Source organism: Novosphingobium sp. Chol11 (genome assembly GCF_945870625.1).
In the GTDB taxonomy this organism is placed as follows: Bacteria; Pseudomonadota; Alphaproteobacteria; order Sphingomonadales; family Sphingomonadaceae; genus Novosphingobium.
Genome location: NZ_CAMBTS010000010.1, coordinates 38,450 through 50,000 on the forward strand (window position 1 = coordinate 38,450; position 11,551 = coordinate 50,000).

The 11,551-nt window shown below is 62.8% G+C and carries 12 protein-coding genes (1 of these 12 only partly in view); 6 read left to right on the forward strand and 6 right to left on the reverse strand.

Annotated elements, in window-relative coordinates:
* Nucleotides 1-170: 170 nt before the first annotated feature.
* The 4 genes from Q0O40_RS03255 (at nt 171) to Q0O40_RS03270 (ending at nt 3,114) form a co-directional block, all read left to right on the forward strand.
* Nucleotides 171-659, forward strand: coding sequence for an outer membrane protein assembly factor BamE (locus Q0O40_RS03255; RefSeq protein ID WP_295526113.1), 489 nt, complete (start codon nt 171-173; stop codon nt 657-659).
* A gap of 66 nt (nt 660-725) precedes the next feature.
* On the forward strand, nt 726-1,313 hold the full coding sequence (hslV, locus tag Q0O40_RS03260; protein WP_295526115.1) for an ATP-dependent protease subunit HslV: 588 nt from the start codon (nt 726-728) through the stop codon (nt 1,311-1,313).
* A gap of 47 nt (nt 1,314-1,360) precedes the next feature.
* Complete coding sequence (gene hslU / locus Q0O40_RS03265) at nt 1,361-2,662, forward strand: ATP-dependent protease ATPase subunit HslU (RefSeq protein WP_295526118.1); 1,302 nt, start codon at nt 1,361-1,363, stop codon at nt 2,660-2,662.
* A 50-nt stretch (nt 2,663-2,712) separates the two neighbouring features.
* Complete coding sequence (locus Q0O40_RS03270) at nt 2,713-3,114, forward strand: GFA family protein (RefSeq protein WP_295526120.1); 402 nt, start codon at nt 2,713-2,715, stop codon at nt 3,112-3,114.
* A gap of 26 nt (nt 3,115-3,140) precedes the next feature.
* Here the strand turns inward: Q0O40_RS03270 and Q0O40_RS03275 are convergent, their stop codons facing one another.
* The gene (locus tag Q0O40_RS03275; RefSeq protein ID WP_295526123.1) at nt 3,141-4,565 is read right to left on the reverse strand and encodes a peptide MFS transporter; all 1,425 of its coding nucleotides are present in this window, start codon (nt 4,563-4,565) and stop codon (nt 3,141-3,143) included.
* A 91-nt stretch (nt 4,566-4,656) separates the two neighbouring features.
* Here Q0O40_RS03275 and Q0O40_RS03280 point away from each other — a divergent pair, with 91 nt between their 5' ends.
* The gene (locus Q0O40_RS03280) at nt 4,657-4,857 is read left to right on the forward strand and encodes a DUF1737 domain-containing protein (protein ID WP_295526126.1); all 201 of its coding nucleotides are present in this window, start codon (nt 4,657-4,659) and stop codon (nt 4,855-4,857) included.
* 2 nt (nt 4,858-4,859) lie between these two features.
* On the forward strand, nt 4,860-5,321 hold the full coding sequence (locus Q0O40_RS03285; RefSeq protein WP_295526129.1) for an AAC(3)-I family aminoglycoside N-acetyltransferase: 462 nt from the start codon (nt 4,860-4,862) through the stop codon (nt 5,319-5,321).
* Here Q0O40_RS03285 and Q0O40_RS03290 read toward each other — a convergent pair.
* From Q0O40_RS03290 to Q0O40_RS03310, 5 genes are all read right to left on the reverse strand, one after another.
* Nucleotides 5,302-7,119, reverse strand: coding sequence for an ABC transporter ATP-binding protein/permease (locus Q0O40_RS03290; protein ID WP_295526132.1), 1,818 nt, complete (start codon nt 7,117-7,119; stop codon nt 5,302-5,304). The two genes, Q0O40_RS03285 and Q0O40_RS03290, sit on opposite strands and share 20 nt — an antisense overlap.
* Before the next feature lie 55 nt (nt 7,120-7,174).
* A complete protein-coding gene (locus tag Q0O40_RS03295; protein WP_295526135.1) occupies nt 7,175-8,083 on the reverse strand; it encodes an aspartyl protease family protein in 909 nt (302 codons plus the stop codon).
* A 69-nt stretch (nt 8,084-8,152) separates the two neighbouring features.
* On the reverse strand, nt 8,153-9,307 hold the full coding sequence (locus Q0O40_RS03300; protein WP_295526138.1) for a hypothetical protein: 1,155 nt from the start codon (nt 9,305-9,307) through the stop codon (nt 8,153-8,155).
* Nucleotides 9,307-10,776, reverse strand: a complete 1,470-nt coding sequence (locus Q0O40_RS03305; protein WP_295526141.1) for an oligosaccharide flippase family protein — start codon at nt 10,774-10,776, stop codon at nt 9,307-9,309. Before Q0O40_RS03305 ends, Q0O40_RS03300 begins: the two co-directional genes overlap by 1 nt.
* A 66-nt stretch (nt 10,777-10,842) precedes the next feature.
* Nucleotides 10,843-11,551: the 3' portion of a glycosyltransferase gene (locus Q0O40_RS03310; protein WP_295526143.1), read on the reverse strand. It continues 317 nt past the right edge of the window; 709 of the gene's 1,026 nt are visible here — the last part of the coding sequence; the start codon falls outside the window, past its right edge; it ends in the stop codon at nt 10,843-10,845.

Genomic DNA, 11,551 nt, shown 5'->3' on the forward strand with positions numbered 1-11,551 from the left:
AAACTGCCTCTCGCCAAGCGGCGGCATGCCTGCCATTGCGGGATTGCGCTTTGGACCTTATGGCTTGCCGCGATACTATGCCGACCGCGCGATACAAAGGGGCGGTTTGGCAAATGCCCCCATGGGGCGGGTTTTTTGATGCGGAGTGATGCATGCGCGTTTGGGCTCAGATGAAGCAAGCAGCGACAGCAGCGGCGTTGCTCGGGCTGGCGGTATCGGCTGCTGGCTGCGCAAACATCCGCGACCACCGCGGCTACCTGATCGACCCGGCGCTGACCAACACGGTGCAGCCGGGGGTGGACAACCGGTTTTCGGTCGAGCGCGCGTTGGGCCAGCCCACGTTCAAGAGCCAGTTCGGCAAGCCGACGTGGTATTATGTGTCGGTCGATACCCGCCAGCGCCCGTTTGCGCGACCGCGCACCAGCGCGCAAACCGTTCTGACAATCAATTTCGATGCCAAGGGCAATGTAACAAGCGTAGAACGCGGCGGCATGGAAAAGGTCGCGCGGATCAATCCCGACGGCCACAAAACCGCGACGCTTGGGCGCAACCGCAGCTTCTTTGAGGATCTGTTCGGAAATATCGGATCGGTCGGGGCACTTCCCGGAGCCGGTCAGGGCGGCGGCGCACCCACCGGAACCGGCCCGAACGGCAGCTGATCGGCACTGCCAGGCTATCTGTATGGCCGCGCTTGAACGCCGCTTGCCGCATCCCATATCGGTTTCATGGATACAAACAGGGCCAGCCACGGCCTGATCGAATGGCACGGAACCACCATTATCGGCGTCAAAAAGGGCGGCGTTACCGTTATTGCGGGCGATGGCCAGGTGTCGATGGGCAACACAGTGATGAAGCCCAATGCCCGCAAGGTGCGGCGGCTGGGCACGGCAGACGAACATGGCAAAGGCAAAGTGATCGCCGGTTTTGCCGGCGCGACAGCCGACGCCTTCACGCTGTTCGAGCGCCTCGAACGCAAGCTGGAGCAGCATCGCGGCCAATTGATGCGCGCGGCGGTTGAGCTTGCGAAGGACTGGCGCACCGACAAGTACTTGCGCAATCTTGAGGCACTCATGATCGTGGCGGACGCCGAGACCATGCTGATCCTCACGGGCAACGGCGATGTGCTTGAGCCTGAAGGCGGCCCGGGCGGCCAGATCGCCGCGATCGGATCGGGCGGAAACTTTGCCTTGGCGGCGGCCAAAGCGCTCACCGACTACGAAGACGACGCGGAGAAGATTGCGCGCCGCGCCATGCAGGTGGCCGCCGAAGTCTGCGTGTTCACCAACGACCGGGTCTCGGTCGAAGTTATCTGAATTGAAGCTCCCCTCTCCGGCCGTGGCTGGAGCGCTCAAGGACCATCATGAACGACAATCTTACCCCCAAAGCCATTGTTCGCGCGCTCGATGAGCACATCGTGGGCCAGCGCGATGCCAAGCGCGCGGTGGCGGTCGCCCTGCGCAATCGTTGGCGGCGCCAGAAGCTGAGCCCCGATCTGCGCGATGAGGTGAGCCCCAAGAATATCCTGATGATCGGGCCCACGGGCTGCGGCAAGACCGAGATCAGCCGCCGTCTGGCGCGGCTGGCCGAAGCCCCGTTCGTCAAAGTCGAAGCGACCAAGTTCACCGAGGTTGGCTATGTCGGCCGCGATGTCGAGCAGATCGCGCGGGATCTGGTCGAGGAAGCGATCCGGCTGGAGAAAGAGCGCCGCCGCGGCGCGGTGCGCGAGGCCGCAAGCAAGAGCGCGATGGACCGCCTGCTGAAGGCGCTGGTCGGCGACGGCGCAAGCGAGGCGACGCGCGAGAGCTTTCGCCAGCGCCTCCACGAAGGCGCGATGGATGATGCCGAAGTGGAGATCGAGGTTGAGGAAGCGCCGACCATGCCGATGGACATACCGGGCATGGGCGGCGGCATCGGCATGATCAACCTGAGCGACATGATGGGCAAGGCGTTTGGCAAGCAGGCCCTCAAGCGGCGGAAACTGCGCGTGGCCGACGCTTGGGACAAGCTGGTCGACGAGGAGTCCGAAAAGCGGATGGATCAGGATGACGTGGCGCGCACCGCGCTGCACAACGCCGAGACCAATGGCATCGTTTTCATCGACGAGATCGACAAGATCGCGGTTTCGGATGTGCGCGGCGGCTCAGTCAGCCGCGAGGGCGTTCAGCGCGATCTCCTGCCGCTCATCGAGGGGACCACGGTGGCCACAAAGTATGGCCCGATGAAAACCGATCACGTGCTGTTTATCGCCAGCGGCGCGTTTCACATCGCCAAGCCCAGCGACATGCTGCCTGAGCTGCAGGGGCGCTTGCCGATCCGGGTCGAACTCGCGGCGCTGAGCGAGGACGATTTCGTGCGCATACTATCGGAAACGCGGGCAAACCTGGTCGAGCAGTACAAGGCGCTGCTCGGCACCGAGAAGGTGACGCTGGAGTTTTCAAGCGATGCGGTGCGCGAGATTGCGCGGATCGCCTGCGCGGTGAACGACAGCGTCGAGAACATCGGCGCGCGGCGATTGCAGACGGTGATGGAAAAACTGCTCGAAGAAGTAAGCTTTGAGGCCGAAGACCGCGCCGACACCACCGTGGCCATCGATGCAGCCTATGTGCGCGACAAGCTGGCGGGGCTGGCGGGCAATGCGGATTTGAGCAAATACATCTTGTGATGGCGCTTTGTTGCCTGTATGTTCCGTTTTAAAAGGGCGGGAGATCGAGCATGGAATTGAGCGGTGGATGCCAATGCGGCGCAGTGCGTTATCGGGTAACGGCGGAACCTCAGCATGCCACGCTGTGTCATTGCAGCGATTGCCGCAAGAGCGCGGGCGCGCCGATGGTGGCTTGGGCTGGCTTTGCCGAGGCAGACTTTGCGGTGACAGCAGGTGAGCCAGTCACGTTCAATTCGTCTGGCGCGTCGTTTCGATCGTTTTGCGGCATGTGCGGCACCGGGCTGATTTTCCGCAATGACGAGATGCTGCCGGGCATTGTCGATATCCAGAGCGCCACGCTCGATGATCCAGAGCAATTGCCGCCCAGCGCACATATTCAGGCGCTGGAAGAACTCGCGTGGATGAAATCTGCGCACGAGTTGCCGCGGTTCGAGCGGTACCCGTCAGAATAGGGCCGAGTGCCTGCCTGCGTCAGAGTTCAGGCAGGTACAGGTGAACCAGCAGTGCCTTCAGATTTGAGATCGCGCGGCGCGACCTCTGCGATTGGCGCAAGCAAAGGGCGCAAGAAGGGCGCGGCCAGCCAAAATACCAAACCGGCGCCGCTGCAGATCGCGGCGCTGAGTAGCCAGAATGGGCCCGGGGAGAGCGCCTCATACAGGCCGCCCATCCATCCGCTGATAAGGATGCCTGCCGCCACGGCCAGCATGTTGATCCCGACCAACGTGCCGCGCAGCGATGCTGGCGCGCGGGTCGCGTAAAGCCCGAGGATGACAGGTGCAAAGTACATGGCGCCGAAATTCGAAAACACATGAAACAGTAGCGGCAGGATAACCGGCGCGCGCCCTTGCGCATTGGCAAGCAATGGACCCGCCGCCAAAAGTGTCAGGCTTGCCCCAAACAGCACGCATCCGAATGCCAGCTTGCCAAACACATCCGGCTCACGCCCCCGTTCGGCCTGGCGCGCCCAGATCCACAGCACCAGCGGGATGAACAGGCCGGGCGCCAGCCCATCAAGCGCCTGAAACCATGGAACCGGGATGGTGAAACTGCCGAGCCGCAGGTCGACTGCATCGCGCAGCCACACGTTGTAGACGTTCCAGATCTGGGCCTGCGCGATCCAATAACACACGGCGAGCGGCCAGATCAGCAAGAGGGTTATCACCCTGCTCCGTTCGGCCTGGGTAAGCGGCGCGCGCGTGCCTTTTGCTGTCCGGTGCCGCGAAGATTCTGCCGGGAGCCACCGCTGGCCGCTCAAGTAAACGAGCAACCCGATCAGCATGCCGAAGCCCGAAACGGCGAAACCAGCGTGCCAGCCCCAGATCGCGGCAACCGTCCCGCTGGTAATGGGCGCGATGAACGCGCCGAAATTGATACCCATGTAGTAATACTGGAAGGCATTGACCTCGCGCGGGTCGCCATCTGCATAAAGCGATTTGACCTGCGCCGAGAGATTACCGCGCAGCAGGCCCGCGCCGCACATCAACAAGACCAGCGCGATCAGGAAGGTTCGATCGAACGCCAGCGTGAAATGACCAGCCGTCATCAGCGCTGCGCCGCCGCTGACGGCCACCTTGCGCCCTGTCACGCGGTCGCCGATCCAGCCGCCCAGCAGCGGCAGACCGGTGACAAACGCATAATAATAACCAAAGGCCTGCACCGCCAGCGCCTGATTGCTGAGCGGCCCGCTCATGCTTTCGAGCAGATTGCGGAAGGCGGCGAAGCCGATGAGAGTCGCCACCCGCTCTGGATGGAGGAGCAGATCGCCGGTCATGTCGAGCACCAGCATCGCCACCATGCCATGAAACGAGATGCGGTCCCACAGCTCGGTTCCGGCCAGCACCCATAGCCCGCGCGGCTGGCCGAACAGGTCGTCGGTTGGTGCAGGCACTGCTGGTTCAGCCATCGATCACGCCCTCTAGCAAGAAGTGAACGAAATTGGGGGGATTGCAAGGATTGGTGATGCGCGGCGGGCAACGCTGCCTTATAGGACTGGCATGTATCAGACCCCCGAAGACCGCCCGATCTATCGCCTGCTCACCGGAGCCGACGACCGCGCCTTTTGCGAGCGCGTGTCAGAAGCCTTGATCGAAGGCTGGCGGCTGTATGGCTCGCCGACGATCACGTGGGACGAGGAAGCTGGCTGCATGAAAGCAGCGCAAGCGGTGGTCTGGCACGAGGCGGACGTGGTCAAATAGCGGTGGCGCAGGTTCGGCGGCTGGGGACAGGCGATCTTGCCACATTGCGCGCCATAAATGCCTTGTTTGCCGCCGCTTTTGAAGACCATGCGAGCTATTCCGCCCATTCGCCGCCCGACGCCTACCTTATGCGGTTGCTTGGCCGCGAACAATTCGTGGCGCTGATCGCTGAACAGGACGGCGCGGTTGTTGGCGCACTTGTCGGGTATGAGCTTGAAAAGTTCGAACAGGCGCGCAGCGAGTTCTACATTTATGATCTCGCGGTGGCACAATCCGCGCGCCGCCAAGGCATTGCCACAGACTTGATTGCGCATCTGGCAGAGATCGCGCAGAAGCGCGGCGCAAGCGTGATCTTCGTGCAGGCTGACTATGACGATCCGCCGGCCATTGCGCTCTATGCCAAGCTTGGCACCCGTGAAGAGGTCTTGCACTTCGATATTGCAGTCAAAGCGCCGCTTCGCTGAGTTCTTCGCCTTCGGCCGCCTGGCGCATCCACATTTCGGCATAGAGGCCATCGCGCCGAAGCAGTTCGGCATGGCTGCCTTGCTCGGCCAGTCGCCCTTGATCGAGCACGAGGATCGTATCCGAATCCGCGATGGTTGAAAGCCGGTGCGCGATCGATAGCGTGGTGCGCTGCGAGGCGACCGCGCGCATCGTGCCCAGAATGTCCTGCTCGGTGCGGGTATCGAGCGCACTGGTGGCTTCATCGAACAGCAGGATCGGCGGATTTTTGACCAGCGTGCGCGCGATTGCGACGCGCTGCTTCTCGCCGCCCGAGAGCTTCAGGCCGCGCTCGCCCACTTCGGTCTCGAGCCCCTTGGGCAGGCGTCCAATCAGCTGGCTCATCGATGCGCCCTGAACCGCCCGCGCGACGTCTTCGGCGCTTGCCCCCTCCCGGCCATAAGCGATGTTATAGCCGATGGTGTCGTTAAACAGCACCGAATCCTGTGGCACGATGCCAAGAGCCGCGCGCAACGATGCCTGCGTAACGAGCGCGATATCCTGCCCGTCGATAAGGATGCGCCCCGCCTGCGGGTCGTAGAAGCGGAACAGGAGCCGCGCGATGGTTGATTTGCCCGCTCCTGAGGGCCCGACAATCGCGATCCGGCTGCCAGCGGCAACCTCGAACGACAGGCCGTGCAGGATTGTGCGGTCGGGTTCATAGCCAAACACCACGTTTTCAAAGGCGAGGCTGGGTTGCTTGATGATCAGCGCCGGTGCGCCCGGCACATCGGCGACCTCGATCTCGGTATCGATCAGGCGAAACATTTCCGCCATGTCGATCAGCCCCTGGCGGATGGTGCGATAGACCATGCCGAGCAGATCGAGCGGGCGAAACAACTGGGTGAGGTAGCTTTGCACGAAAACAAGCTGGCCTGCGGTATAGAGCCCTTTGGACCAGCCCCACGCGGTATGGGCCAGCGCGCCCGCCATCAGCAGATTGACCACCAGCGCCTGCGCGATGTTGAGCAGGGCGAGGCTGTTTTCGCTGGTAACGGCGGCATCGGCATAAGCGCTGGTGGCCTGCGCATAGCGCGCCTGTTCGCGTGCTTCGGCCCCGAAATATTTCACCGTCTCATAATTGAGCAGCGAATCGACCGCGCGGCCCAAGGCCTGCCCGTCGAGCCTGTTCATCCTCTCGCGCAGGGCGCTGCGCCACTCGGTGATCGCGCGGGTGATCCAGATATAGGCGATGACCGCGATGGCGGTGGCTGCGACCAGCCCCCAGCCGAATGTGACATAGAAGATCACCGCGACCACGATCAGCTGGAGGATGGTCGGCGCGATGTTGAACAGGATGAAGTAGAGCATCGTGTCGATGCTTTTGGTGCCGCGCTCGATCACTTTGGTGACCTCGCCCGTGCGCCGCGCCAGATGAAAGCGCATAGACAAGCTGTGAAGCCGGGCAAAAACGTTTTCGGCGAGGCTGCGCGTGGCATCCTGCGCGACGCGCTCGAATACGAAATTGCGAAAATTATCAAAAACAACGCCGATGAAGCGCCCGGCCGCATAGCCAAGCACCAGCAGGATCACGAACAGCGCAAGGCGGGGGCCGCGCACGTCCATCGCATCGACCGCCCATTTGAGCAGATAGGGCAGGGCGAGCTGCGTTGTGGTCGACGCGAGGATCAACGCGCTGGCAATCACGATCCGCCAGCGCAGCGCCGGTTTGTCGCTCGGCCAGAGATACGGGAGGAAGCGGCTGAGCGTGTTCCACCCGTCGTGCCGGGCGTTCGGGTCGGTGGCGGTATCTGGTGGCATCCTGCCCAAATAGGGGCTTTGCGCAAAAGCGCCAGTGCCAGTGCCAAAGCGAGCGCTACCGCTGGCCGGCCAATACCGAGTGCGGCACGTCGAACAAAACGCGTCGTGTGGAAAAATCAATCGCGACCCGGCGAAACAGCCGAAGCTGGTTCATTCCCAGCAGCAGCGCCGGGCGTTTGCCAAGGCCAAGCTTTTCGAATGCCAAGGTATCAGCAAAAGCGATTTCGGTGTTGTTAATGAGGACGCTGTCCAATTTGAAAACGCGCGCATAGCCGATATCCGCGAAAATCGATTGGCCGGTCACCGAGACCAGCTTGGTTGTTTCGATCTTGTGTCGCCGCGCCAGCGCACGTTGCAAAGCGCGATTGCCGATCGACACGTCCGAGCCTGTGTCGACAACAATATCGGTGCGAACGCCATCGATCAGCGCATTGGTCATGATCAGCTGGCCAGACCGGCGGCGCGCCTGAACTACGATCTCAAAGCCCTTGTTGCCGCCGAGGCTGGTCGCATCGCCGATCAGCATATGCTTTTGGTCGAAGTCGAGCAGCACGCGCTGCTCTTGAAGGCTGTCGATGCCCAGAATTCCGTCGGCACCGATATTGTGCCCTTCGATCAGCGGCGCGGTCAGCCCATAAAAGCTGCGGCGGCCAAGATTGATCTCATCGACTTCGACCAAGTCCACTGTCTCAGAGCCAGCAATGCCGATCAGCGTGGCCGAACCGGCAGGCATTAGGTTGAGTTGCCGCGCAATACCGCGGGACAGCACCGTGCGTTCGGATCCGGTATCGATAAGGAACTCGTAAGGGCCCGCCTTGCCGATGTGCACCGGCACGGTCATCCGGTCGTCGCGGCCTACTACGACTGCGATCGCTTCCTCAGCGGCGGCGGCGGGCTTGAGCGGGGGCGCTGTCGCCAAGAGCGGCAAGGCGGCAGCAACCGCTAAAATGGCTGGAATTGCCATGACGATGTTCTCCTGCAGGGCAGCTTACGCCCTCTGCGCGGAGCACGCCATTGCCTATCTGCGCGTTTTTCAAGACGCTGCGGTGATCAGGCCCGCCAGGGCAAGCGCTTTGCATAAAGGCGCATCCTCCACAAAACGCCCTGGATCGAAGGCACCCGCATCCCCGCGATCGCCTTTCCAATTGTTGGAGATGGCCTTGAAATGGCGAAACGAGAAATCTTTCGAAATCAGTTTGTTGGCCTTTAGTCCGAACAGATTGTGGACCGACCAGCTGTGCCGCCGATCATCGCAGGCGGATGGCACCACGCACCATTTGGGCGGGCAGACATCGGTCTCGCGCAGATCGCGGTATACAAAATCGCCGTGGCGGCAATCTGCCGGCGTTACCGGGTGGGGCGCGGCGCTCGTCACCCATTGTCCCGGAAATTTGATAAACCCGCCGGGCGCTGCTTCGGCGGCGGCAAAGATCGACTCGGGGCCGACGACCAGTTCGTCGATGTCGGCATTCAGGACGCTGCGCGCGCGCCTCAGGAACCGCAGCCGCGCATGTTGCAGCGATCCGGTCGGGCAATAGTCGGAGTCCCACGGCGCGGGCTGGCCATCCACCGCGCCGGCCATGCCGCCTTGCGGCCCGTATTTGAATGGCCAGCTGACCACGACGACGACCATTGCCGGGAATGCGCCGGCCAGTTGGGCTTGAAGTTCGCTCACCGAATAGCGGCTTGATCCGTTGTCGTAAAAGAGCACGGCATCGGCACTATGAACGCGCTCGTGATAGCGGATCCAATCTATGATCCAGCGCACTTCGTTGTCCTTGGACAGCGTATGGAGCACGCGGCGCCCGGCGAAACGCTCGATTTCCGAGGGCTGGACGGCAATCTCGAACCTGCCGAGGGGCGTCTCGAGTGTCAGCTGCGTGCTGGAATCGCGCAGCCACACTTCGTTGGCGTTGACCCGCTCCACGCGCCGGGTGCGCGGGAACAGCGGTCCGAAGCGGTTGCGCAAAGACTGCGCGCTGAGGAGCGGGGCCGCCAGATTGAACAGTGGCGGCCCTTGCAGCACGATGTGCTCGCCAACCCGGTAGACATCGTAGAACAATGTGTCCCAATCGAACTGTTCGGCATAGCGCGCGTTGCGCAAGTGCGGCGGCCGTGGGCTTTCGCGGCGGAAGCTAGCGTCCGGCGGGATCATGACCGATGATAGCGTGATGGGCAAAGTCATCATCACGGCGCCGGATTGAGCTTGGGAAACAGGCGGCGGGCGAGCGGTAAGCCGGCGGCGAGCGCGCTGAATTCCGCCATTGTCGGATGACGCAGCAGGATCATCGCGGCCAACCATGCGGCGCCGCCAGCCAGGACCGTGCCACACAGCGCGAGAAACGTGATGGTCGCGGGCGGTGCCCAGAACGCATATGTCAGGGCGAGGGGGGCAATCGCGGCCAAGGTCGCGCCGGCGCTGCGCGCATAGATTGCGAGCATTGCCCGGGCATCGAAGCGCACCAGACCGTGCATGAACTGCCAGTAAAGGCACAGCCAAGCCAGACCGTAGACGAGGCGGGAGGCGGCAGCCCCTTCAACCCCCCACAGACATCCGACCGCCAGCAGAATGATCGACAGCGCGGTATCAACAAGATTGTAAGCCAGAAGTCGGTTCAACCGCCCGAGCAGGATCGGCAGATCGCTGACCAGCGGGAGCGAGATCAGCATCACTTCCGTCAGCGCGATCATCGAGAGCAGGGGCGCCGTGGGCAGCCATGCCTCGCCATAAAGCAGCCGCACAAGTGGCTCTGCCGCGAGGGCGAGGCCCGCCATGCCTGGCCAGATGATCGCGGAATAGCCCGCACATACGCGCAAGTAGGCAGGGCCAAGCGGCTCCCCGCGATCGCGAATGCGCGCGAAAGCGGGATAGAAAACGCTGCCGATCGCGCCCGCCACCAGCATACGGAACTGATCCGACAAGCTCACCGCGCGGCTGAACAGGCCTACGGACCTCAGGCTCAGCAGTTTGCCGACGATGAGATCGGGCGAACGCGTGCCCAGCGCGCCGGTGAGATAAAGCACGCTGGACCGCGCGCCGAAATGGAGCACCGGGCGCAGGCCATCGGTGCGCAGCGGCCACGGCGGCGAAGGGCACAGCACTTGTGCGATCAGCGCGCGCGCGCCGCCCGTCGCCAGCGTGGCCCAGGCAAGCGCGAATGAGGAGTAGCCTAAGGCCGCGAGCGTGACCGCAACCGCAGCTTGCGTGATCGCGCCGCCGACATTGACCGCGAAGTGCCCGCCAAATTGCATCGCGCGGGCCATCCGCGCCATCGGCACGACCGCGAAGGGAACCACCAGATAAGTCGCAGCGATGATCAACAGGATGGGCGCTAGCGCGGGTTGGCCATAACCCCCGGCAAGCGGCGCGGCGCAGAGGGCGATGAAGCCGGCGACGATCAATGAAAACAACAGCGCGACTGAACTGCAACGGGCAATATCTTCGGGGCCAAGCGTGGGCAGGCCCGAGATATAGCGGGACAGGCCGAAATCCTGCAAAATCGCGACCAGCAACGCGGCGGCCAGCGCAATCGAGAACAAACCGACTTCAGCAGGGCTGAGAAACAGCCGCGAAATCACTACCGAGCTGGCGAACTGGATGGCGAACGACAGATATTGGCCGGCCATCGCCCACACCGCCGCGCCGCGCACGCCCATCGCGGCCGGCTCGCGTTCTGTGGATGGCGCCTGGGCCGAAGATGGGCTGGCTGTCACAAGGGTTGGCTAGACGCGTTGGGCTTGCGCGGTTGTCGTCGCGAGCGTTAGTGCCAGCCGCGCCGCGCGCATCGGTTTCCCAAATCTGACCAGCCGCGCGACGGTGCGCCACATCCCGGCGTGCGCTCCGCCTTCGCGCAAATGCCGCACCAGCACTTCGAAGCCATGATCCTGCAATCCCGCCTTTGAATAGAGCAGACCGGGGGCGACCTGTGTTCGCACAGAGCGCGCAATACCTTCGCGCGCAAACAGCGCATCGAGAGCATCGATCGGGGGAAGCACGGTGAGCTTCTCGGTAGGGTCTGGACGGCCTTCGCGCCGTTCGCGGTAGGCCAGCCGGGATACGGCGGCGCCGACTTGCTGCTCGGTGGCGTGGCGGCTGGAAACCTGCTGCTCGTAATGACGATAGCGGAACAAGCGCTCAGGCAGGTTGCAAAGGCGGGTGATCCCGGCCAGCCGCAGCCACAGATCAAGATCCTCGCAATGCCGAAATGCGGCGTGATAACCGCCAACCGAGCGCACCATATCAAGCCGGAACATGACGGCCGGATGGCAAAGCAGCGGTTCGCGCCGTTCGATCGCGGCCAGAAAGCCCTCGTGCGTATCGGGATGATCGGCCCCTGCAAGCGGATAGGGCTCGCCCTTCTCGCCAATATCCGTAGTCCAGCATCCGATCACACCGTGATCCGGATTGCTTTCCAAAAAGGCGATCTGCTTG

Bases quoted from the DNA above. Each gene is read 5' to 3' on its own strand.
- Q0O40_RS03255 (WP_295526113.1), top strand. From the start codon at position 171: ATGAAGCAAGCAGCGACAGCAGCGGCGTTGCTCGGGCTGGCGGTATCG.
- hslV (WP_295526115.1), top strand. From the start codon at position 726: ATGGATACAAACAGGGCCAGCCACGGCCTGATCGAATGGCACGGAACC.
- hslU (WP_295526118.1), top strand. From the start codon at position 1,361: ATGAACGACAATCTTACCCCCAAAGCCATTGTTCGCGCGCTCGATGAG.
- Q0O40_RS03270 (WP_295526120.1), top strand. From the start codon at position 2,713: ATGGAATTGAGCGGTGGATGCCAATGCGGCGCAGTGCGTTATCGGGTA.
- Q0O40_RS03275 (WP_295526123.1), bottom strand. From the start codon at position 4,565: ATGGCTGAACCAGCAGTGCCTGCACCAACCGACGACCTGTTCGGCCAG.
- Q0O40_RS03280 (WP_295526126.1), top strand. From the start codon at position 4,657: ATGTATCAGACCCCCGAAGACCGCCCGATCTATCGCCTGCTCACCGGA.
- Q0O40_RS03290 (WP_295526132.1), bottom strand. From the start codon at position 7,119: ATGCCACCAGATACCGCCACCGACCCGAACGCCCGGCACGACGGGTGG.
- Q0O40_RS03295 (WP_295526135.1), bottom strand. From the start codon at position 8,083: ATGGCAATTCCAGCCATTTTAGCGGTTGCTGCCGCCTTGCCGCTCTTG.
- Q0O40_RS03300 (WP_295526138.1), bottom strand. From the start codon at position 9,307: ATGATGACTTTGCCCATCACGCTATCATCGGTCATGATCCCGCCGGAC.
- Q0O40_RS03305 (WP_295526141.1), bottom strand. From the start codon at position 10,776: ATGGGCGTGCGCGGCGCGGCGGTGTGGGCGATGGCCGGCCAATATCTG.